Raw genomic sequence first — 22819 nt, 5'->3', positions numbered from 1 at the left:
GGGTGCGAAAGTTACGACGGTTCACCCCTTTCGGTGGTGCGACGGACAACCGTCCGTCGCGCCACCGGCGTATCCGCTTACGGTCGTCCCGCTGTGAGTCGCCGTTCCCGCGGTGGCCGCCCACTAGGGAGATCGGAGGTGTACTCGTGCGGATCGGACTCCTCACCGAAGGTGGTCATCCGTATGCGACCGGTGAGTCCAGGCTCTGGTGCGACCGTCTGGTGCGCGGGCTCGCGCAGCACGAGTTCGATCTCTTCGCGCTCAGCCGGTCCGCAGAGCAGGAGGAGCAGGGCCGGGACCGGCTCCCGGCGCAGGCCGGCCGGGTGCGGACGGCGCCGCTGCGGACGTCCGGCGAGTCCGTCCCGGGCACCCGCGCCCCCAAGGGCCTGCTCGCCCGGATGGTCACGGGCGGGGGCGAGCGCTCGTACGGGCGGTGTGAACGGCGGCGCTTCACGGCGCACTTCACGGCGCTCGCGGCCTCGCTCTGCGCGACTGGCATGGTGGGTGCGACGGGCGGCGCGACGGCCGGCGCGGACGACGCCGGAGGCGTGAGCGGGGGCGCGGCTCTCGACGACGCGAGCCGGAGTGCGGCCCTCTGCGATGCGAGCGGGGGCGCGGCTCTCTACGAATGGAGCGAAGAGTCGTACGCGGGGCGTACGACCCCCGGTGCGGCGGACGCGCAGTTCACGGAGGGGCTGTACGGACTCGCCGAGCTGGCCCGCGAACACGGGGGGCTTCGCGCGGCACTCCGCTCCGAAACCGCCGTACGCGTACTCGAAGCCGCCTGCCGCGCCCCGGGCGCCGGGCGCACCATCCGGTCCGCGACCGTCCCCGACCTCCTCGCCTTCGCCCGGGAGCTCGACCGGGTGCTGCGTCCGCTCTCCCTCGACCGGTACGACGAGGAGAGCCTCGGCGCGGTCGACCTCTGCCACGCCGCATCCGGTGGGGCCGCCGCTCTGCCCGGGCTGCTGGCCAAACGCTTCTTCGGCGTTCCGCTGCTGGTCACCGAGCACGGCGTACGGCTGCGGGCGCACTACCTCGCCGCCGGCGACACCCCCCTGAGTGCGCCGGTGCGCGCCCTGCTCGCCACCTTCCACGGACGGCTTGCCACCGAGGTGTACCGGCAGGCCGCGATCGTCACATCCGGTGACAGCCACGCCCGCCGCCGGCAGGAACGGTGCGGTGCCGAGCGCGAGAAGCTGCGCACCGTCCACCCGGGCATGGAGTCGGACCGGTTCACGGTGCTGGGGGAGAGCGGTGACAGCGGCCCCGACGACACGCTGGTCCGGGTCGGCCGGATCGGGCCCGCCAAGGACCTGATCGCGTTGCTGCACGCCTTCGCGGAGGTGCGGAAGGCCGAACCGGCCGCCCGGCTGCGGATCGTCGGCGAAGCGGCGCAGGGCCCGGAGGGGGCCGCTTGTCTCGCGCACTGCCGGGCGCTCGCCGCCCAGCTGTTCCCCGACGAGGCCGGCGGCGCACATGCCGTCGGCGACAGCCCGGTCTCCTTCGAGCACCTCGGCGGGGCCGAGGTGCCGGATCTTCCGGAGGCCTGTGCGGCGGGCGGGGTCGTCGTCCTGTCCAGCGTGGCCGAGGGCTTCCCCTCCGGTCTCGTCGAGGCGATGTTCTGCGGACGGGCGACGGTGTCGCCGGACGTCGGCGCGGTGGTCGAAGTCATCGGCGGCACCGGGCTCGTGGTGCCACCGCGCAATCCCAAGGCGCTCGCCGACGCCTGTCTCGCGCTGCTGCGCGACCCCGAGCGCCGCGCGCGGCTCGGAGCGGCGGAGCGCGCCCGCGCGCTCGAACTCTTCACCGTCGAACAGAACCTGGCGGCGTATCGCGGCATCTACCTGGAGCTGATCTCGCACGCCCCGGTGCGCAGGGAGGCCGGCGCGGTGAACGCCGAAAGTGGACCACGCCCCTTCGCCACCCCGCCGGAGGCACACGTCCTGGGCCCGTGGACGGCCTCGGGCGCCGCCCCGGCGCGGCCGGTCGACCGCACACCCAGCTGGGCCGCCGAGCCCCGGGCCGTCTGCGCGGCAGCGCGGGGGGCGGGCGGCGGCGATGTGTGAACGGGAAACGGACCTGCCGGGCCGCAGCGGCGGGGCGGGACGGTCCGAGGAAGCCGGCGACGATCACGGAGGAGAGACGATGGGCCGCCCGACCGAGGTGTCCGACGCACCCGCCACACCGTCCACCGGTGCAAGCGGGGACCTTCGCTCCTGGGCCCTGGTCTCCAGGAGCTCCGCCGCCGGGACGCCCGCCACCGAGATCTCGGCCCCGGCCTCCGGCGCCGAGCCCGCATCCGCGCCGCGCCCCGCCACGGAGCAGGCCGTCGAAGGGCTGCTCGTCGAGGGGCGGACTGCCGAGGAGCAGGCAGGCACGGGGAGCAGCGCCGACGCGCGGGCTGCCGCGCCCCGGCCCCCCGAGATCGCGCGCGCCGCTCCGGCGCGCAGGTTCAGCACCTCGCGCCGCGGTCCGGCCGACCCCGTGAGATCGCTGATGCACCGCCACCGCGAACTGTGCGAGCGCGCCGTCGATCCACTGGAGATCGCCGCCGGGCTCGAAGCCCACGGCGTCACCGACCGCGCCGCCGCCCGCTACCGGCACCGCGACGTCTTCTCGCTCGCCGAGGAACTCTTCGCCCGGGTACCCGCCGTGGCGGAGGAACCCGGATCAGGGCTCCGCGCGCCGGAGCGCGACACCGGGACACGCGCCGCCTGGTCGCTCCGCGCACTGGTGCCGGGCGCCGCCTGCGTCGCGACCGCCGGGGTGCTGAGGCTCACCGAGGGGACGCTCGGCGGCCAGGCCCGGCTCGCGATCGCCCTCACCGGAGCGCTCGTCGCGGTCGTCGGCCTGGTCCTCGGCCTGCGCAGCGGCCCCCTGCACGCCGAGGGCGGCTCCTCGGGTGCCGCCCAGGTGTACGGCTGCTGGCTCCTCGGCCATGTCCTGTACGGCGACGCACTGCTCGACCAAGTGCTCAGCGGCGGCCCCGAGGGCCCCTGGACGCTCACCCCCGCACCGCTGCTGGGGCTGGCCCTCTCCCTCGCCCCGGCCGCCTGGTGCGCGCACCTCTTCTCCGTGCACGCACACCGCAAACTCATCGGCAGCCGCGCACTGGAGGAGTTCGCCGCAGGCGTGCGCCCCCTGTTGTTCGGAGTCGTCGCGCTCCATCTGTGCGCCCTCGCCGGACTGCTGTACCTCGCGCACCTGGGATACGGGGGCGGCGGTGCCTTCGTCGGAGCGGCCGCGCTCGGTGTACTGCTCCTGCTGGCCCGGATGCTGACCGTGCACGGCTTCCCCGAACCCGCCACCGCCGGACTCGCCGCCGCCTGCTCGGTGGAAGCGCTGGCACCCGCCCTGGTCCTGACCGGGCGGCTGCCCGGTCTGCACTTCCTCGCCCGTCCCGTCGACGCCCTGGTCGCGGCGGCTGGCACCGGGGCCGTGCCCGCCCTCGCCTGCGGCGCGGCCGGGCTCGGGCTGCTGGTCACCGCCGCGGTCGTGCTGCCCCGGGCATCCGCCCACTCCCCGGCCCGGACCGGCGACCGGACCCGCACCTCCGCGTAATCCCCGCGACCGCACCCGCACCACCGCGCACCCCGCGCCACCAAGCCGATCCACCGCTCCACCCCCCGCACACGAACCACCCGCATGCCCCGCGGAGCCGACGCCGCGGGCCCTTTCCCCGTACCGGACCACACTTCACTTCCTCAAGGAGACACCGGACATGACCCCCCAATCCCCCGCACCGGCAGGCCGCCGTCGGCTCCCAGGGGGCGCGCGATGAGGGTGCTGCTGCTCGGAGCCAACGGATTCCTCGGCCGGTTCGTGGCCGACCGCCTGCTCGCCGACCCCGCCGTGCACCTCACGGCGCTGGGCCGGGGCGACGACGCCGACGTACGGTTCGACCTCGCCAGCGGCAGCCCCGGCGCGCTGACCCGCTTCCTGGACGCCGTCCACCCCGGCGTCGTCGTCAACTGCGCGGGCGCGACCCGAGGCGGGGCCCGCGATCTGACCCGCCACAACACCGTCGCCGTCGCCACCGTCTGCGAGGCGATGCGCCGCAGCGGCTGTACGGCCCGGCTCGTCCAGGTCGGCTGTTCGTCGGAGTACGGGCCCTCGCAGCCCGGCTCATCGACCGCGGAGGACGCGATTCCGCGTCCCGGCGGCCCGTACGGCGTCAGCAAGCTCGCCGCCACCGAACTCGTCCTCGGCTCCGGCCTCGACGCGGTCGTGCTGCGGGTCTTCTCCCCCGTGGGCCCCGGCACCCCGGCCGGTACCCCGCTCGGCAGGCTCGCCGAGGCGATGCGCCGGGCCATGCAGTCCGGCGACGGTGAGCTGAAGCTCAGCGGCCTCGGAGTGCAGCGCGACTTCGTCGACGTACGCGATGTCGCGCGCGCCGTGCACGCCGCCTCGCTCTCCGCGGCACAGGGCGTCGTCAACATCGGCACCGGCCGCGCCGTGCGGCTCCGGGACGCGGCCGCCGTCCTCGCCAGGGTCGCCGGATACGCGGGCGCACTCCACGAGCTCGACGCGCCCCCGCCCCGGCTGCCCATCGGGGCCCCGCGCACCTCGACCGAGTCGGTCATCGAGCACCTCTCGGCGACTCCGTCCCCCTACCCGGACGGCTGCGGCGCCTGGCAGCAGGCCGACGTCCGTACCGCCCGGGACCGGCTCGGCTGGCGCCCCCGGATCAATCTGGAGGAGTCCCTGGCCGACATCTGGATGGAGGCGGCGTGCCGTATCTGACCCCCACCGGCACCCCCCGCCGGACCGGCGGCGCCGAACAGCTCGGCTTCGGTGTCCCCGGCTACGCACACCCGCTGCTCGCGCCCACCGAGTGGGCCGAGCTCACCCGCCCCGGCACCCCGCTGCACTGGGCGGTGCTCAACATCGACGACGGTCCGGGCGCCCGCCCCGACCCGCACTGCCTGGAGGCCGCGGGCCGGCTCCGCAACGCACGCGAGCGGGCCGTGCGCGGCGTGACTCCGCGGGATTCCGCCCGGGGAGCGGGCGGCCGGCTGCTCGGCCATCTCGATCTGGCCTTCGGCAGCCGCGCCTTCGGCGAGCTGATCGCCGACGCGCAGTCCTTCCTCGACTGGTACCGCGTCGACGGCTTCTACCTCGGCCGGTGCCCGGCCGGGCGTGCCGAACTCCCGGCCGTCCGCCGGCTCACCAGCACCCTCGCCACGCTCCTCGAACACGACGAAGGCGGGGACGAGCGCGGGCTGCTGGTGCTGGGAGCGGGCACCCATCCGCATCCGGGCTACGCCGAGGCCGCCGACCAGGTGGTCACCTTCTGCGGACCGTGGGCCGACTACCGCTGGTCGCAGGTGGCGGAGTGGACCGCCGCCTATCCGCCGGAGCGCTTCGCGCACTTCGTCCACGGCGTTCCGCGCACCCATCTCGAAGAGGCCATGCGCATCGCCCGCTGGCAGGGCGCGGGCACGATCTTCTTCACGGACCGGGACAGACAGCACGGACAAACGGACCCATTCGCGGCGCTGCCCAGTTACTGGGACGAAATCGTCTCGCGGATCGGACCTGGTATCTCGGAATGAGAAGGGGCGTGGCAGTGTTACGGCAAGAGCAACCGTACGTAGTTGAAGTACGTAGAAACCGACCACCTGCATTGTTGAGGTTCCTGTGTCGCTGCCACCCCTGGTCGAGCCCGCTGCCGAGCTCACCGTCGACGAGGTCCGCAGGTACTCCCGCCACCTGATCATCCCGGATGTCGGGATGGACGGGCAGAAGCGGCTGAAGAACGCGAAGGTGCTCTGTGTGGGCGCCGGCGGTCTCGGCTCGCCGGCGCTGATGTACCTGGCCGCCGCCGGTGTCGGCACCCTCGGCATCGTGGAGTTCGACGAGGTCGACGAGTCGAACCTGCAGCGCCAGATCATCCACAGCCAGGCCGACATCGGCCGCTCCAAGGCCGAGTCCGCCAAGGACTCGGTGCTGGGCATCAACCCGTACGTGAATGTGGTCCTTCACGAGGAGCGGCTCGAAGCCGACAACGTGATGGACATCTTCGCCCAGTACGACCTGATCGTGGACGGCACGGACAACTTCGCCACCCGCTATCTGGTCAACGACGCGGCCGTACTGCTGAACAAGCCGTACATCTGGGGCTCGATCTACCGGTTCGACGGCCAGGCGTCCGTCTTCTGGTCCGAGCACGGCCCCTGCTACCGCTGCCTCTACCCGGAGCCGCCCCCGCCGGGCATGGTCCCCTCCTGCGCCGAGGGCGGCGTGCTCGGGGTGCTCTGCGCCTCCGTCGGCTCCATCCAGGTCACCGAGGCCATCAAGCTGCTCGCCGGTATCGGCGACCCGCTGGTCGGCCGACTGATGATCTACGACGCCCTGGAGATGCAGTACCGCCAGGTCAAGGTCCGCAAGGACCCCGACTGCGCGGTCTGCGGCGAGAACCCCACCGTCACCGAGCTCATCGACTACGAGGCCTTCTGCGGCGTCGTGTCCGAGGAGGCCCAGGAGGCGGCGCTCGGCTCCACGATCACTCCCAGGCAGCTGAAGGAGTGGATCGACGCGGACGAGAAGATCGAGATCATCGATGTCCGTGAGCCGAACGAGTTCGAGATCGTCTCGATCCCGGGCGCCCGGCTGATCCCGAAGAACGAGTTCCTGATGGGCAACGCCCTCCAGGACCTCCCGCAGGACAAGCGCATCGTCCTGCACTGCAAGACCGGTGTCCGCAGCGCCGAGGTCCTCGCGGTCCTCAAGTCGGCGGGCTTCGCCGACGCGGTGCACGTGGGCGGCGGCGTGATCGGCTGGGTCAACCAGATCGAGCCCGAGAAGCCGGTGTACTGAGGACGCACGCTTCGAAGGGGCCGGTCCGCGCGCGGACCGGCCCCTTCGGCATACCCGGGGTTCCCCCCGGGGCCGTGTCACGAGCAGGTCTTGCCGTCCGCCGGGACCTTCCCGTCGAGGAAGTACGCGTCCACGGTCGACGTCACGCACGCGCTCTCGCCGTACGAGCCGTGCCCCTCGCCCTTGTTGGTGAGCATGACCCCGACGCCCTCGCCCAGCTCGTCCGCCATCTTCCGCGCGCCCTCGTAGGGCGTCGCCGGGTCGCCGGTCGTACCGACGACCAGGATCGGGCCGGCGCCCGGAGCGCTCGCCTCCGGGGTGTCGTGCTCGCCCTTCACCGGCCACTGCGCGCACCAGCCGGCCGTGTCCCACGCCAGGAACGGGCCGAACACCGGGGACAGCTTCCGGAACTCGGGCAGCATGGCCCTGGCCTCGGCCGCCGTCGGCCGGAGCCTGCTGTCCGCGCAGGAGATGGCGCGCTGCGACTGGTTCTGGGTGTCGTAGTGGCCCTTCTCGTCCCGTCCGTTGTACGAGTCGGCCAGCTGCAGCAGCATGGTGCCGGTGCCCCTCTTCTCGGCCTCGTCCAGCGCCTGGGTCAGATACGGCCAGCTGCTCTTGGAATAGAGCGGCATGACGATGCCGGTGACCGCCAGCGACTCGTTGAGCTCACGGTCCGAGCCGGTCGGCAGCGGCTTCTTGTCGATCCGCTCCAGCAGCCGGGCGATGCGCTGCGTTTCCGCCTTCGGGTCCTGGCCGCGGTCCTTGAGGTAGTTCTCCAGCGCCCGCTGGAAGCCGGTCGCCTGGTTGCGGGCGTGTCCGATCGCGTCCGCGGTCGGGTCGACGACGGCGTCGAAGACGGCGCGTCCCACGTTCTTCGGGAAGAGGTGCGCGTAGGTGCCGCCCAGCTCGGTGCCGTACGAGATGCCGAAGTAGGTGAGCTTCTTGTCGCCGAGCACCTCACGGATCAGATCCATGTCCCGGGCGGCGTTCGCCGTGCCGACGTACGGCAGGACCCTGCCGGAGCGGCGCTCGCACCCGGCGCCGAAGTCCGCGCCGTCCTTCATGAACGCCGCCTCCTCCGCCGCCGTGTCCGGAGTGGTGTCGACCCTGCGGTTGGCGATCTCCGTCTCCTTGTCGGTACGGCAGTTCACCCCCGCGCTGCTCGCGACCCCGCGTGGATCGAAACTCACCAGGTCGTAGCGGGAGTTGAGCTTCCCGTAGCCGTACGAGTCGGCGGCGCGCGGCAGTATCGAGACCCCCGAACCGCCGGGGCCGCCGAAGTTGAACAGCATCGAGCCGAGGCGCCGGCCCTTGTCCCGGGCCTCCTTGCGGATCAGTGCGATCCGGATGGTGTCGCCGGCCGGCTTCGCGTAGTCCAGCGGCACCTCGACCGTCGCGCACCGCCAGTCGGCACCGGGCGCCGTGCCGCCCGCGGGGGCCCCGCAGCGCTTCCAGTCCGGCCGCTGGGAGGTCAGCGCGGCGGGCAGGGCGGGTGTACCGGGCTGCCCGCCCGGCGTGGCGGACGACGCGTCCGGCGAGGACGCCGCACCGAGGTCCGTCCGGTCGACCGGCTTGTCGTCGGTAGCGCTGTCGCAGCCCGCGAGCAGCCCCGTCAGCAGAAGTACGGCGCCGGCCAGAGCCCCGGCGCGTGCGTGTCCGGCCACGTGTACGTCCTCCCCGATGTGCCTGTACGTACGCCGTACAGAAAGTGCGCCCATGCTAAGGGCTGCCCCGTAGGCCGTCCGCGGAGGACGGACTGCTCGCGTCCGCGGAGGACGGACTACTTGCATACGGTCCCGGCCGCCGGAACCCTGCCCTCCAGCAGATAGCCGCCCACGGCGTTCTGCACACAGGCGCTGCCGCTGTTGTACGAACCGTGCCCCTGGCCCTCGTACGTCATCAGCACACCGACACCCTTGCCCAGTGCGTCGGCCATCGCCCTCGCGCCCGCGTACGGGGTCGCGGGGTCGCCGGTGTTGCCGATGACGAGGGTGGGGGCCGCGCCCGGGGCACTGACGTCCGGGGTCACCCAGGCGCCCGCCACCGGCCAGCCGGTGCAGGCCATCAGGCCCCAGCCCAGGTAGTCACCGAAGACCTTGGAGGCGGACAGGAACTCGGGGAGCTTCGCCTCGGTCTGCTGGATGGTGAACCGCTCCTTGGAGTCGGCGCAGTTGATGGCGGTGTTGGCGGCGATGGAGTTGTCGTAGTGACCGTCCTCGGAACGGCCGTTCAGCGAGTCCGCGAGGGCGAGGAGCAGCGCGCCGTTCCCGCCGTCGGCCTCGTCCACTCCCTGCTCCAGCAGCGGCCAGGTCTCCTTGGAGTAGAGGGAGGCCGCGATGCCGGTGGTGGCCAGGGTCTGGGTCAGCTGCCGGTTGCCGAGCCCCGGGATCGGCTTCTTCTCCAGCCGGTTGAGAAGGCCGGAGATCCCCTGCTCGACCTCCTTCCCGGTGGAACCGGGGAGCTTGCAGGCGTCGCCGCGGGCCGCGCAGTCCTTGGCGAAGTTGTCCAGTGCGAGCTGGAACCCCTTGGCCTGGCCGAGGGAGGCCTGTTCGGAGTCCTGGGTCGGGTTGACCACCGCGTCCAGCACCGACCTGCCGACGTTCTTCGGGAACAGGTGGGCGTAGACGCCGCCCAGTTCGGTGCCGTACGAGATGCCGAAGTAGTACAGCTTCTTGTCGCCGAGCACCTGACGCATCAGATCCATGTCGCGGGCGGCGTTGGCGGTGCCGACGTAGGGGAGCACCCTGCCGGAGTTCTTCGTGCAGGCCAGTGCGAACGTCTTGGCCTCCTGGACCAAGGCGTCCGCCTCGGTGTTGGAGTCCGGGGTGTCGTCGCTCTCGAAGCGGGCGTCGAGCTGCTGGTCGGTCTCGCACTCCACACCCGCGCTGCCGCCGACCCCGCGCGGATCGAAGCTGACCAGGTCGTAGCGGGTGCGGAGCTTGTCGTAGTCGGTGCCGAAGGCGGGCAGGGTCGAGACACCGGAGGCGCCGGGACCGCCGAAGTTGAAGATGAGGGAACCGATCCGCTTGTCCGGGTTCTTGGCCCTGGCCCGGATGAGCGCCAGCTCGATCGTCTCGCCGCCGGGGTTCGCGTAGTCGAGCGGAGCCTTCATGAAGGAACACTCCCAGGGCGTGCCGTCCGGCAGGGGCGTGGGGGCCTTTCCACCGCCCTGCGCGGCGGACGGGGCGGGGCAGGGCTTCCACGTCAGCTTCTGGGAGGCGAGGCCGCCGGGGCTGCTGTTCGCGTCGGCGGCGTTCGCGGCGAGCGGAGAGCTGTGCGGCCCGCCCGGACCGCCCTTGTCGTTGTTCTCCGAACAGGCGCTGAGGGGAAGGAGCACAGTGACGGTGGCGGCGAGAGCGGCGGCGCGCAGGGCGGGGGAGGTCCTCATGGGCCCATCGTGCGGCGGGAACCGGAGCGGTGCACCGGCACCGGTCCAAGCGGGTGGCCGGAGTCGCCCGATCGGCGCGGCGGGCATCCGAGGGGTGTCCTTCGAGGACCCCCGGCCGGTCTCGGGGGACAGGCTCGCACGGCGGCTGAGGAGCCGTCAGAGCTCGCCCTTGCGCGTCAGATGGTTGAAGCAGAGCCAGCCCGGAAGCACCGGCAGCCACAGGGTCAGCAGCCGGTAGAGCAGAACGGCCGGTGCCGCGACCTCCTTCGGCAGGCCGACCGCGATCAGCCCCAGGGTCAGCGCGCCCTCGACCGCGCCCATTCCGCCCGGCGTGGGCGCCGCCGACCCGAGCGCGTTGCCGGCCAGGAAGACCACCGCGATGCTGGCATAACTGAGATGCGGCACATCCGGGCCGCTGAACGCCCGGACCGACGCGTCCAGACACATCACGAACAGGCCGGTCAGCAGCAGCATCCCGCCGATGCCCGTCAGCAGCTTCTGCGGCCGCTGCACCACGTCGAGCATGCGCGGTACGACTCCGGCGAACAGCGACCGCACCCGCGTCACCACGAACTTCCGCAGGAACGGGACCGCCGTCACCACCAGCACCAGTACGGCGACCGTCAGCAGCCCGGCGATCACGGTTCTGGACGGGGTGAGCGAGGACGGGGTCCTCTCCGTACCGGTCAGGTAGCCGAACGCCGCCAGCAGCAGGATGTGGCAGCCGAGACCGAACAGCTGCGAGGCGCCGACACTCGCCACGGCGAGCCCCGGGCGTACGCCGGCGCGCTGGAGGAAGCGGGTGTTCAGCGCGACACCGCCGACCGCGGCCGGGGCGACGATCTTCACGAAGGACCCGGCGACCTGCGCCAGCACCGTCTTGCGGAACGACACCCGCTCCGGCACGAAGCCCAGCAGGCTCATCGCCGCCGCGACGTAGCTGAGGGCCGAGAAGCCGACCGCCGCCGCCACCCAGCCCCACTCGGCCTGCTCGACGACCGCGCCGAAGTCGGCCTGGGTGAACTGGGAGATGAGGAAGTACGCGGCGATCGCGCCGGCGATGCAGCTGACCAGGGTGCGTGCCTTGATGCGCTCCAGCCGGACCGGTTCGACCGGTGCCTGCGGCCGGATCAGCAGCACCTGCTGCCGCATCTGGGAGAGCAGGTCCTCCTCGCGCGCCTCTTCCAGGGCGTCGTCCATGGCCCGCTTCTCGGCCTGCTTCTGATTGCGCAGCGACTTGCGGGCGGCCTTGCGGTCGGTCTTGTGGTCGGTCTTGTGATCGGGACCCGTTCCGGACGCGGCGGTCTCCTGAGCCGCTCCGTGTTCCAGCGCCCTGGCGCGCTTGGCCGCGTCCGACGCGTCGAGCACCGCCTCGCGTTCGCGCTGCGAGCGCTCCCGGGCGAGCCGGCGCAGGGTGGCCCGGGTGGAGCGGCTCAGCGCGATCGGCTGGAGCAGCGGCAGACAGTCCGCGACGGCATCGGGGCCCAGCACCTCCAGGGCACCGGCGACGGCCCGCTCGGCACCCACCCGCAGACCCGTCGTGGTCAGCAGCTGCGCGACGTCCATCCGCAGCACCAGATCACCGGCCGCGATCTCGCCGCCGCGCAGATCGGTGACGAACACCTTGCCTGAACGATCCACCAGGATGGCGTCGCCGGTGAGCCTGCGGTGCGCGATCCGGCGGGACTGGAGCGCCTTCACCTGACGCCAGGCGCCGCGCACCAGTTCGTCGGTGATCTCCGAGTCCTCCAGCGCGTCCAGGGAACGGCCGCCGATGTGCTCGTACACCAGCATCACGGCGTCGGGCCCGAGCTCGGAGGTGGCGATCAGCTTGGGCGCGTTGGCCCCGGCGGCGATCGCCGCGTACGCGAGCAGCGCCTCCTGCTCCAGCGCCTGGCGCAGCGACTGGATGGAACGGCGCTGGGTGATGCCGCGCAGGGTGAGCCTGCGCCACACCCGGTAGAAGAAGCCCTGGGCCTGCTGCTCGCGGTCGACGACCGTCACGTCGAGCGGTGGCCCGTCCTCCAGCGTGACCAGGTAACGGCGCCCCCGGTCGTTCTGATCGCCGGAGTCGGGCGCGTCCTCGGCACGCATCGCGGTGACCGGGTGGAAGCCGACATGGCGCAGACCGGCCATCAGGTGCTGACCCGTCGGCCGTACGTTCGGCGAGCCGACCGCGTACAGCGTGCCGTATGCCACCGTCCAGCCGATCAGCACGGTGAGGATGATCGAGAACGGGGTCGTGTAGCCGCCGACCAGCATGGCGAACGCGTCGAGCAGCAGCACCACCCACAGCACGACCCGCCAGCGTGGCCGTCTCGCCATTCCGACCGCCGTCATATAGGCGATCACCGGGGCGAGATAGCCGTGTACGGGATCGGTGAGCGCGTCACCGGGCTGCGGCTGGGTCAGGGCGTCCTGGATGGTGCCGGGGGCGGACTTGGCCACCCAGAGGTCGGCGGCGAGCGTGACGCCGTGCGCCAGTACGGCGGCGAGCACGCCGTCCGCGATCCGCAGTCCGTCGCGTTTGATCAGCCGTTCGATGGCGAAGGCGACCGGGACGAGCAGCACGGCGATGCTGGAGACCAGCCCGGCGAGCTTGATCAGGATGTCGGGTGCCTGGCCGGTGCCCTTGTTGATGTCCTGTTCGAGGCCGGTGGTCGTGCCGTGGGCGAACGCGGCGATCGAGAACAGGACGGCGATCGCGAGGACGCCGATGAGGAGGCGCATGAGATCGGAGGGGCGGTGCACCCGGGCGGCGAGCAGCGGCTCGTCACCCGAGACGCGTTCGGCCTCCGCCGCGGCGGTCGAGAGGGTCGCGCCGGCCAGGTGCCCGGGAACGTCCTGCCGCCCGGCACCGGGCGCTGCCTGCTGCGCGCCGGGCTCTGTCTGCTTTGCACCGGGCGTCCCTCGATCCGCACCGGACTCTCCCCGTCCCGCACCAGGCTTTCCGGCGGGCCCGTCCGGCGTGTCCGAGTACGGCTCGGCGTCAGGGGCGTCCGCCGCCTTCGGTGGCTGCACGCCCTGCTCCTTCGTCGCCTCTGATTGGTCTTCGTGTTCTCGTATCACCGGTCACCGCCTGCACGATGGTGGCACGGCCCGGCGACGGAGGAGGGCATCAGGGTGTACTGCGCGAACACGCGAAGCGCAAGATACGCTCCTTTGCTCCCGCACGCACGCCCCGTGAGCGGGCGCGCGCGGATCGTTCCGGGCTGTCGGTGCCGTACGGCAGGATGGGCCGGATGAGCCAACACCGGACGAGCGGCAACGGGACGAGCGGCGACCGTGCGATCGGCGACCGGACGAGAGACGACCGGACGAGAGACGACCGGGCGGTCGACGAGCTGCCGGAGTATGCGGAGCGGGTCCTCGATGTCACCGAGCTGATCCCGCCCGGCCGTGTCATGACGTACGGCGATGTCGCGGAGTGGCTGGGTGAGGGCGGGCCGCGCCAGGTCGGCCGGGTCATGGCGCTGTACGGGGCCGCAGTGCCGTGGTGGCGTGTGGTGCGCGCCGACGGGGCACTGCTGCCCGGCCACGAACTGCGGGCGCTGGACCACTACCGCGAGGAGAGCACCCCGCTGCGCGAGGCGTCGCGCAGCGCGGAGGGCCATCTGCCACGCCTCGACATGAAGCGGGCGCGGTGGGACGGCGTCACCGCTGGCGCTGGCGCTGGCGCGGACGCGGACGGGGACAAGGACAGAGGTGCTCATATCTGACAGCTTCGGCCATTCGGACGCCCAACGGGCGGCGCCGGGCCCGGCGCGTGACGCGGAACACGACGCGTCGCGCGCCGGTCCCCGCGACACGCCTGGTACCCGCGACACCTGCGCTGCCGGTACCCGCGAGGCCGGCCCCCGCGCCCCGGAACGTGACGAGGTACGCAGCGGACTCGTCCCGTATCGCGCCCGCGTCGGCGTAGCGTCGTCAGTTCGCGGCACGCACCGCACCCTCATCACCCGTACACCCGAATACACCCGTACACCCAGTACACCTCGTGCACCCACCAGGACCGGCGATCCACGTGAGCTCCTCCTCCACCACCCGGCACAGTCCGCACCGTCAGGCACGGCAGCGGACCGCGGGCGCGTACCGACTGGTGCGCACCCCGCCGGACTCCGTGGATCCCCCTCTCCTGGACGCGGCGCAACGCGCGGTGGTTGACCACCCCGGCGGCCCGCTCCTGGTGCTCGCCGGACCCGGCACCGGCAAGACGACCACGCTCGTCGAGACGGTCGCCGCGCGCGTGGCACGGGGCACGGACCCGGCCCGCGTCCTGGTCCTCACCTTCAGCCGCAAGGCCGCCGTGGAACTGCGCGACCGGATGGCCGCCCGGCTCGGTGCCGCCCGCGGTCCGCAGGCCACCACGTTCCACTCCTTCTGCTACGCGCTGGTCCGGGCCCATCAGGACGCCGGCCTCTTCGCCGAACCGATGCGGCTGCTCTCCGGACCGGAGCAGGACGTGACCGTCCGCGAGCTGCTCGCCGGCCAGCTCGAACTGGAACGGGACGGCTTCCCGCACATCCGCTGGCCCGACGAGCTGCGGGCCTGCCTGACCACGCGCGGTTTCGCCGACGAGGTACGGGCGGTGCTCGCCCGCAGCCGCGAGCTGGGTCTGGCCCCGGACGCGCTGGCCGACTTCGCCCGCCGCACCGGCCGGCCGGACTGGGGCGCCGCCGCCGAGTTCCTCGCCGAGTACCTGGACGTGCTGGACGCGCAGGGGGTGCTGGACTACGCGGAGCTGGTGCACCGGGCCGTGCTGCTCGCGGAGCGCCCCGAGGTGTCGGCGCTGCTGGCCGGGCGGTACGACGCGGTGTTCGTGGACGAGTACCAGGACACGGACCCGGCGCAGGTACGACTGCTGCACGCGCTGGCCGGCAACCGGGGGAGCGCCCCGGGCGCCGGGGGCGGCCGGGACCTGATCGCCTTCGGTGACCCGGACCAGTCGATCTACGCGTTCCGGGGCGCCGATGTGAACGGCATCCTCGACTTCCCGGAGAGGTTCCGGCGGGCGGACGGCGATCCGGCTCCGGTCGGCGTCCTCACCACCTCGCGCCGCTCCGGCGGACAGCTGCTGGCCGCCACCCGGCTGCTCACCCGCCGGATGCCGCTGACCCGGCTGCCCTCGGCGAAGGTCCGCGCCCACCGGGAGCTCGCCGCGGTCCGTGAGGGCGGCAGCGTGGAGGCGTACACCTATCCGACCGCCTCCGCCGAGCTCGACAACATCGCCGACCTGCTGCGCCGGGCCCATCTGGAGGACGGCGTCCCGTGGCACGAGATGGCGGTGCTCGTACGGGCCGGAGGCCGCACGATCCCCTCGGTGCGCCGGGCCCTGACGTCGGCGGGCGTGCCCCTGGAGGTCGACGGCGACGACCTCCCCCTGCGCCACGAACCGGCGGTGGCCCCGCTCCTGACCGCCCTCCGCGCGGTCGCCACGGCGGCCCTGCGCCGGGGTGCGCCGGGTGCGGAGGCTTCGGAGGGTGCGACTGCGTCGGAGGGGGCGGGGGCTTCGGCGGATGCGACTGTCTCGGCGAGCGCGGAGGCTCCGGCAGGCGCGGACGCCCCGGAGGACGCGGCGGTGAGGGCTCCCGCGGGTGCGGCTACGGAGGCTCCCGTTCCGGACCGGGAACCCGACGCGTCCGCCGAGGAACCGCCCGCCCCCGAAGCGCCCTCCTGGCTGGACACCGAGACCGCCCTGGCCCTTCTCACCTCCCCTCTCGGCTCCATGGACGCGGCCGACCTGCGCCGGCTCGGCCGCGCCCTGCGCGACGAGGAGCGGGCTGCCGGAAATCGCGTACCGGCCCCCTCCGGCGACCTGCTGGCCCGCGCGCTCGCCGAGCCCGAACGGCTCGTCGCGCACGACCCGGCGTACGCCCGCGGAGCCCAGCGCCTCGGCGCGCTCCTGCGCAAGGCGCGTGAGCTCCTCGAAGGCGGCGGTACCGCGGAGGAGGCCCTGTGGGAGCTGTGGGCCGGCACCCCGTGGCCGGGGCGGCTGGAGCGTGCCGCGCTGCGCGGGGGCTCGGGCGGCCGCAACGCCGACCGCGACCTCGACGCCGTCTGCGCCCTCTTCGACACCGCGGCCCGCGCCGAGGAGCGCACCGGCGGGCGCGGTGCGTTGAACTTCCTGGAGGAGGTCGACGCCCAGGACATCGCCGCCGACACCCTCTCCAGGCGCGCCGTGCGTCCCGACGCCGTACGGCTGATGACCGCGCACCGGTCCAAGGGCCTGGAGTGGCGCCTCGTCGTCGTCGCGGGCGTGCAGGAGGGGCTCTGGCCGGACCTGCGCCGCCGCGGCTCGCTGCTCGAAGCGGACCGGATCGGCCGCGACGGGCTGGCCGAGCCGCTCACCCCCGGTGCCCTCCTCGCCGAGGAACGCCGCCTCTTCTACGTCGCGGCGACCCGTGCGCGCGAACGCCTCGTCGTCACCGCGGTCAAGGCGGCCGCCGACGACGGCGACCAGCCGTCCCGCTTTCTCGCCGAACTCGGCGCCGAACCGCGCGACGTCACCGGCCGCCCACGCCGCCCGCTCGCCGTCGCCGCGCTCGTCGCGGAACTCCGCGCCACCACCGTCGACCCCGACGTCTCCGACGCCCTGCGCGAGGAGGCCGCCCGCCGCCTCGCCCGCCTCGCCGCGCTCACCGACGACGAGGACCGGCCACTGGTACCCGCGGCCCACCCCTACCGCTGGTGGGGCCTGTACGAGCCGACCCGTTCCGCCGTCCCGCTCCGCGACCGGGACCGGCCCGTGGCCCTCTCCGGCAGCGCGCTCGACCAGCTCGCCCACACCTGCGCGCTCCAGTGGTTCCTCGGCCGCGAGGTGAAGGCGGACGCTCCGGCGACGGCCGCGCAGGGCTTCGGCAATGTCGTCCATGTCCTGGCCGACGAGGTGGCCTCCGGGCGCACCCCCGCCGATCTGGCCGTCCTGATGGAGCGTCTGGACTCGGTCTGGGACGGCCTCGTCTTCGACGCCCCCTGGAAGTCCCGGCAGGAGAAGGAGCAGGCGAGGGTCGCCCTCGAACGCTTCCTGCGCTGGCACGTCATGGACCGCGCCGGACGCGCCCCCGCCGCCAGCGAGCACGACTTCGACGTGACCCTGGAGGCGGGGGAGTACGAGGTACGCATCCGGGGCTCGATGGACCGCGTCGAGCAGGACGCCGAGGGCCGGGCGTACGTCGTCGACTTCAAGACCGGCAAACAGTCCCCGACCAAGGACGAGGTCGCCCGCCACCCCCAGCTCGCCGTGTACCAGCTGGCCGTCCGGGAAGGGGCGGTCGACGAGATCTTCGACGGCAGGCGCCCCGAGCCCGGCGGCGCCGAACTCGTACAGCTGCGCCAGCCCGCCCCCAAGAAGGAGGGAGGCGACGCCCTTCCCAAGGTGCAGGCCCAGGAACCGCTCTCCGGCGAGTGGGTGTCCGACCTGCTGGCCACGGCCGCCGGACGGGTCCTGGACGAACGGTTCACCCCCACGACCGGCCAGCACTGCACGCACTGCGCCTTCCGGGCCTCGTGCAGCGCGCAGCCGGAGGGCCGCCATGTCCTGGAGTGAGCCGCCACGCTCCGGAGTGGGCCGTCGCGTCCTGGAGGGAGCGGCCGCGTCCCGGAGTGAGCCGCCACGCTCCGGAGTGAGCGGCCACGCCCCGGAGCGAGCGGGGCGCCGGGCAGGCGCCCACCCGCACATTGTCGGTGCGCCCGGTTAGCCTCGGTCGGGTGTCCTCACGCATCACTGATCCCGAGCAGCTGAAGGAGCTCCTCGGGATCCCGTTCACCCCGGAGCAGACGGCCTGCATCACGGCGCCGCCCGCCCCGCAGGTGATCGTGGCCGGAGCCGGGTCGGGAAAGACCACGGTGATGGCGGCGCGCGTGGTGTGGCTGGTGGGAACGGGGCAGGTGGCCCCCGAGCAGGTCCTCGGACTCACCTTCACCAACAAGGCGGCGGGCGAGCTCGCCGAGCGCGTCCGCAAGGCCCTCGTCGCGGCAGGGGTTACCGATCCGGACGCCCTCGACCCGGACAACCCTCCGGGCGAGCCCAGCATCTCCACGTACCACGCCTTCGCCGGCCGGCTCCTCACCGAGCACGGGCTGCGCATCGGCCTCGAACCCACCACGCGCCTCCTCGCCGACGCCACCCGCTACCAGCTCGCCGCCCGCGTACTGCGCGAGGCACCCGGCCCGTACCCGGCTCTGACCAGGTCGTTCCCCACGCTGGTCAGTGATCTGCTGGCCCTCGACGCAGAGCTGGCCGAGCATCTCGTACGCCCCGGACAACTCGCGGAGTACGACACCGAACTGCTCCGTACGCTCGAATCGGCCCGGCTCACCAACGCCGAGCTGCGCAAGATCCCCGAGATCGCCGAGGCCCGCCGCGAACTGCTGGAACTGACCCGCCGCTACCGCGAGGCCAAGAGGAGCCGCGACCTCCTCGACTTCGGCGACCAGATCGCCCTCTCCGCCGAGCTGGCCCTCACCCGGCCCGAGGTCGGCGCGATCCTGCGCGACGAGTTCCGCGTCGTACTGCTCGACGAATACCAGGACACCTCGGTCGCCCAGAGGCTGCTGCTCTCCGCCCTCTTCGGCCGCGGCCCCGAAGGAGCGGCGCTGACCGGGCACGCCGTCACCGCTGTCGGCGACCCCTGCCAGGCGATCTACGGCTGGCGCGGGGCCTCCGTGGCCAACCTCGACGACTTCCCCCTCCATTTCCCGCACGCCGACGGCACCCCCGCCACCCGCTACTCCCTCAGCGAGAACCGCCGCAGCGGCGGCCGGCTCCTCCACCTCGCCAACGGCCTCGCCGCACCCCTGCGCGCCCTGCACGAGGGCGTCGAGGCCCTGCGCCCCGCGCCGGGCGCCGAGCGCGACGGCATCGTCCGCTGCGCCCTGCTCCGTACCCACTCCGAAGAGATCGACTGGCTCGCCGACTCGATCGCCCACCTCGTGGGAACGGGAAAGGCACCCGGCGAGATGGCCGTCCTGTGCCGCACCGCGGGCGACTTCCCGGAGATCCAGGCCGCGCTGGTCGCCCGCGACATCCCGGTCGAGGTCGTCGGCCTGTCCGGGCTGCTGCACCTGCCCGAGGTCGCCGACCTCGTCGCGGTCTGCGAAGTCCTCCAGGACCCCGGCGCCAACGCCTCCCTGGTCCGGCTGCTCACCGGCCCCCGCTGGCGGATCGGCCCCCGGGACCTGGCACTCCTCGGCCGCCGCGCCCGCCTCCTCGTCCACCGTGCGGCCCATGGCGACGAGGACGACTTCGACCCCGACCGCCGCCTCGCCGAGGCCGTCGAAGGCATCGACCCGGCCGAAGTGATCTCGCTCGCCGACGCGCTGGACACCTTCCTCGAATCGGGCGGCGGCGTGGACGACGGACTTCCGTTCTCCGCCGAGGCCCGCGTCCGCTTCGCCCGCCTGGCCGCCGAACTGCGCGACCTGCGCCGCTCGCTGGCCGATCCCCTGATGGACGTGCTCCACCGCGTCCTCGCCACCACCGGTCTGGAGGTCGAGCTCTCCGCGTCGCCGCACGCGCTGGCCGCCCGCCGCCGCGAGACGCTCGCCAACTTCCTGGACGTGGCGGCCCGCTTCGCCACCGTCGAAGGCGAGGCCACCCTCCTCGCCTTCCTGGGCTTCCTGCGCACCGCCGTGCAGTACGAGAAAGGCCTGGACAACGCCCTGCCCGGCGGCGAGAACACCGTCAAGGTCCTCACCGCGCACAAGTCCAAGGGACTGGAGTGGGACGTCGTCGCGGTGCCCGGCCTGGTCACCGGCCAGTTCCCCAGCAGCCAGTCCCGCGACGCCTGGACCTCCCAGTCGAAGGTCCTCCCGCACGCCCTGCGCGGGGACACGGCCACCCTTCCCGTCGTCCACTCCTGGGACGCCAAGGGGCTCAAGGGCTTCAAGGAGGAGATGAAGGAGCACCAGCACACCGAGGAGCTCCGTCTGGGATACGTCACCTTCACCCGGCCCCGCACCCTGCTGCTCGGCTCCGGCCACTGGTGGGGCCCGAGTCAGAAGAAGCCGCGCGGCCCGTCCGGCTTCCTGCACGCGCTGTACGAGCACTGCGCGGCCGGACACGGCGAGATCGAGGTCTGGGCGGACGAACCGGCCGAGGACGAGGAGAACCCGGCGCTCGCCGGGAAGGAGGCCGACCACGCGTGGCCGCTTCCCCTCGACGACGTCGCGCTCAGCCGCCGCCGGGCCGCCGCGGACACCGTCATGGCACATCTGGAGTCCCTGGCCGCGGCGGGCGCTGCGCCGGACGCGTACGGGGTGCCGCCCGCCGCCCCGGGGCCGCACGGCGCCCCGTACGACGACGCTCCGTACGACGACGACCCGTTCCCCGGCGACGATCCGTTCCCCGGCGACGAGGCGTACCCCGACGGCGCCGACGACTGGGACACGCTGTCGACGGAGCCCCCGGCCACCGCGCACGCCCCGGCCCCCGCCCCGGCCCCCGTACCGCACGTCCCGGCGGCCCGCGCCCCGGAGCGCGCCGGGGCACACCACCTCACCCCCGAGGAGTCCCGCACCCTCGCCTCCTGGGACCGCGACCTCGACGCCCTCGCCGGCGAACTGCGCCGCGCCCGCGCCACCGTGCGCGACGTCCTCGTGCCCGCCTCGCTCTCGGCCACGCAGCTGCTGCGCCTCGCCGACGACCCCGACGGCTTCGCCCAGGAGCTGGCCCGCCCCATGCCCCGGCCCCCGCAGCCCGCGGCCCGCCGGGGCACGCGCTTCCACGCCTGGGTGGAGTCCCGCTTCGAGGAGCTGCCGCTGCCCATGCTCGGGCCGGACGAGCTGCCCGGCGGTGACGAGAGCGACGCCGAGATCGCCGACGAGCGCGACCTCGCCGCACTCAAGGAGGCCTTCGAGCGCACCCCGTACGCCCGCCGCACCCCGTACCGCGTGGAGACGCCGTTCCAGATCACCCTGGCCGGCCGGGTGGTCCGGGGCCGTATCGACGCGGTGTACCGCACCGGGGACACCTACGAGATCGTCGACTGGAAGACCGCCCGCGCCCATACCGCCGACCCCCTCCAGCTCGCGGTCTACCGCCTGGCGTGGGCCGAGCTGCACGACCTGCCGCTCACCGCCGTCACCGCCACGTTCCTGTACGTACGCAGCGGAGAGACCGTCCGCCCCACCCGCCTGCCGGGCCGGGAGGAACTGGAGCGTCTCCTGTGGGACGAGCCACCTCCGACGGGCCGATAGGCTCAAGGCCATGAGCGACACCCCGGACAGCGCCGTCCGTACGTACACCGAACAACACCGCACAGCCTTCCTCGACGACCTCGCCGAGTGGCTGCGCATCCCGTCCGTATCCGCCCAGCCGGAACACGCCGGGGACGTACGACGCAGCGCCGAGTGGCTGTCCGCCAAGCTCAAGGAGACCGGCTTCCCGGTCACCGAGATCTGGGAGACGCCCGGCGCTCCCGCGGTCTTCGCCGAGTGGGCCTCGGACGACCCGGACGCCCCGACCGTCCTCGTCTACGGACACCACGACGTGCAGCCCGCCGCCCGCGAGGACGGCTGGGACACCGACCCCTTCGAGCCGGTGATCCGCGACGGCCGCATGTACGGGCGGGGCGCCGCCGACGACAAGGGGCAGGTGTTCTTCCACACCCTCGGCGTCCGGGCCCACCTCGCCACCACCGGCCGCACCGCCCCGGCCGTCAACCTCAAGCTGCTGATCGAGGGTGAGGAGGAGTCCGGCTCCCCGAATTTCCGCGCCCTGGTCGAGGAGCGGGCCGCCCGGCTCACCGCCGATGCGGTGATCGTCTCCGACACCGGCATGTGGGACGAGACGACCCCCACCGTCTGCACGGGCATGCGCGGCCTCGCCGAGTGCGAGATCGAGCTGCACGGCCCGGAGCAGGACATTCACTCCGGTTCGTTCGGCGGCGCGGTTCCCAACCCCGCGACGGCCGTGGCCCGGCTCGTCGCCGCGCTGCACGACGCGGACGGCCGGGTCGCGATCCCCGGTTTCTACGACGGCGTGGCAGAACTCACCGACACCGAGCGCGCGCTCTTCGCCGAACTGCCCTTCGACGAGGCGACCTGGTTGCGTACCGCCAAGTCCCGAGCGGCGTCGGGCGAGGCCGGCTACTCGACGCTGGAACGCATCTGGGCCCGTCCCACGGCAGAGGTCAACGGCATCGGCGGCGGGTACCAGGGCGCCGGAAGCAAGACGATCATCCCGTCCTCCGCCCTGGTGAAGATCAGCTTCCGGCTGGTCGCGGGCCAGGACCCCGACCACGTCCAGCAGGTCGTCCGGGCCTGGGTGGAGGCGCAGGTCCCGGCCGGTGTCCGGCACCGGATCGCCTTCGCCCCCGCCACCCGCCCCTGCCTGACACCGCTGGACCACCCGGCCCTGCGGGCCGTGGCCCGCGCCATGGGACGGGCCTTCGGCCAGAAGATCCTCTTCACCCGCGAAGGAGGCTCGGGGCCCGCCGCCGACCTGCAGGACGTGCTCGGCGCACCCGTCCTCTTCCTGGGCATCTCCGTACCGTCCGACGGCTGGCACGCCCCCGACGAGAAGGTCGAACTCGACCTCCTGTTCAAGGGCGTCGAGACAGCGGCCCACCTCTGGGGCGAACTGGCCGCCGCACTCCGCTGAATCCTCTG

General features: G+C 73.2%; 12 protein-coding genes. 9 read left to right on the top strand and 3 right to left on the bottom strand.

The window, feature by feature from the left end:
* Positions 1 to 146: 146 nt before the first annotated feature.
* From ACIOMQ_RS00245 to moeZ, 5 genes are all read left to right on the top strand, one after another.
* Complete coding sequence (locus ACIOMQ_RS00245) at positions 147 to 2069, top strand: DUF3492 domain-containing protein (protein ID WP_402187331.1); 1923 nt, start codon at positions 147 to 149, stop codon at positions 2067 to 2069.
* A gap of 79 nt (positions 2070 to 2148) precedes the next feature.
* A complete protein-coding gene (locus ACIOMQ_RS00240; RefSeq protein ID WP_402187328.1) occupies positions 2149 to 3564 on the top strand; it encodes a hypothetical protein in 1416 nt (471 codons plus the stop codon).
* Between the two features lie 216 nt (positions 3565 to 3780).
* Positions 3781 to 4746 (top strand): NAD-dependent epimerase/dehydratase family protein, encoded by a 966-nt coding sequence (locus ACIOMQ_RS00235; protein ID WP_362200564.1) that lies wholly within the window; start codon positions 3781 to 3783, stop codon positions 4744 to 4746.
* Positions 4734 to 5558 (top strand): spherulation-specific family 4 protein, encoded by an 825-nt coding sequence (locus ACIOMQ_RS00230; protein ID WP_402187325.1) that lies wholly within the window; start codon positions 4734 to 4736, stop codon positions 5556 to 5558. Before ACIOMQ_RS00235 ends, ACIOMQ_RS00230 begins: the two co-directional genes overlap by 13 nt.
* Before the next feature lie 85 nt (positions 5559 to 5643).
* On the top strand, positions 5644 to 6822 hold the full coding sequence (gene moeZ / locus ACIOMQ_RS00225) for an adenylyltransferase/sulfurtransferase MoeZ (protein ID WP_362200570.1): 1179 nt from the start codon (positions 5644 to 5646) through the stop codon (positions 6820 to 6822).
* 77 nt (positions 6823 to 6899) lie between these two features.
* Here moeZ and ACIOMQ_RS00220 read toward each other — a convergent pair whose 3' ends face one another.
* The 3 genes from ACIOMQ_RS00220 to ACIOMQ_RS00210 form a co-directional block, all read right to left on the bottom strand.
* Positions 6900 to 8486, bottom strand: coding sequence for an alpha/beta hydrolase (locus ACIOMQ_RS00220; protein WP_402187323.1), 1587 nt, complete (start codon positions 8484 to 8486; stop codon positions 6900 to 6902).
* Between the two features lie 116 nt (positions 8487 to 8602).
* Complete coding sequence (locus tag ACIOMQ_RS00215) at positions 8603 to 10210, bottom strand: alpha/beta hydrolase (RefSeq protein WP_402187320.1); 1608 nt, start codon at positions 10208 to 10210, stop codon at positions 8603 to 8605.
* Positions 10211 to 10366: 156 nt separating this feature from the next.
* Positions 10367 to 13231, bottom strand: coding sequence for a lysylphosphatidylglycerol synthase domain-containing protein (locus ACIOMQ_RS00210; protein ID WP_362200579.1), 2865 nt, complete (start codon positions 13229 to 13231; stop codon positions 10367 to 10369).
* Between the two features lie 221 nt (positions 13232 to 13452).
* On the opposite strand from ACIOMQ_RS00210, the gene ACIOMQ_RS00205 reads away from it, so the two are divergent.
* The 4 genes from ACIOMQ_RS00205 (at position 13453) to ACIOMQ_RS00190 (ending at position 22811) form a co-directional block, all read left to right on the top strand.
* The gene (locus ACIOMQ_RS00205; RefSeq protein ID WP_402187317.1) at positions 13453 to 13929 is read left to right on the top strand and encodes an MGMT family protein; all 477 of its coding nucleotides are present in this window, start codon (positions 13453 to 13455) and stop codon (positions 13927 to 13929) included.
* 305 nt (positions 13930 to 14234) lie between these two features.
* Positions 14235 to 17756: an ATP-dependent helicase gene (locus ACIOMQ_RS00200; protein ID WP_402187314.1), complete on the top strand. Its 3522-nt coding sequence runs from the start codon at positions 14235 to 14237 to the stop codon at positions 17754 to 17756.
* 161 nt (positions 17757 to 17917) lie between these two features.
* Complete coding sequence (locus ACIOMQ_RS00195) at positions 17918 to 21406, top strand: UvrD-helicase domain-containing protein (RefSeq protein WP_402187311.1); 3489 nt, start codon at positions 17918 to 17920, stop codon at positions 21404 to 21406.
* A 10-nt stretch (positions 21407 to 21416) separates the two neighbouring features.
* A complete protein-coding gene (locus ACIOMQ_RS00190) occupies positions 21417 to 22811 on the top strand; it encodes a dipeptidase (RefSeq protein ID WP_401753884.1) in 1395 nt (464 codons plus the stop codon).
* Positions 22812 to 22819 lie beyond the last annotated feature (8 nt).

Origin of the sequence: Streptomyces sp. NPDC087845 (assembly GCF_044742755.1) — a bacterium.
In the GTDB taxonomy this organism is placed as follows: domain Bacteria; phylum Actinomycetota; class Actinomycetes; order Streptomycetales; family Streptomycetaceae; genus Streptomyces.
This window is presented reverse-complemented; position numbering and strand designations above follow the sequence as displayed.

Coding starts and splice junctions, on each gene's coding strand:
- ACIOMQ_RS00215 (WP_402187320.1), bottom strand. CDS start 10,210: ATGAGGACCTCCCCCGCCCTGCGCGCCGCCGCTCTCGCCGCCACCGTC.
- ACIOMQ_RS00190 (WP_401753884.1), top strand. CDS start 21,417: ATGAGCGACACCCCGGACAGCGCCGTCCGTACGTACACCGAACAACAC.
- ACIOMQ_RS00240 (WP_402187328.1), top strand. CDS start 2,149: ATGGGCCGCCCGACCGAGGTGTCCGACGCACCCGCCACACCGTCCACC.
- ACIOMQ_RS00205 (WP_402187317.1), top strand. CDS start 13,453: ATGAGCCAACACCGGACGAGCGGCAACGGGACGAGCGGCGACCGTGCG.
- ACIOMQ_RS00235 (WP_362200564.1), top strand. CDS start 3,781: ATGAGGGTGCTGCTGCTCGGAGCCAACGGATTCCTCGGCCGGTTCGTG.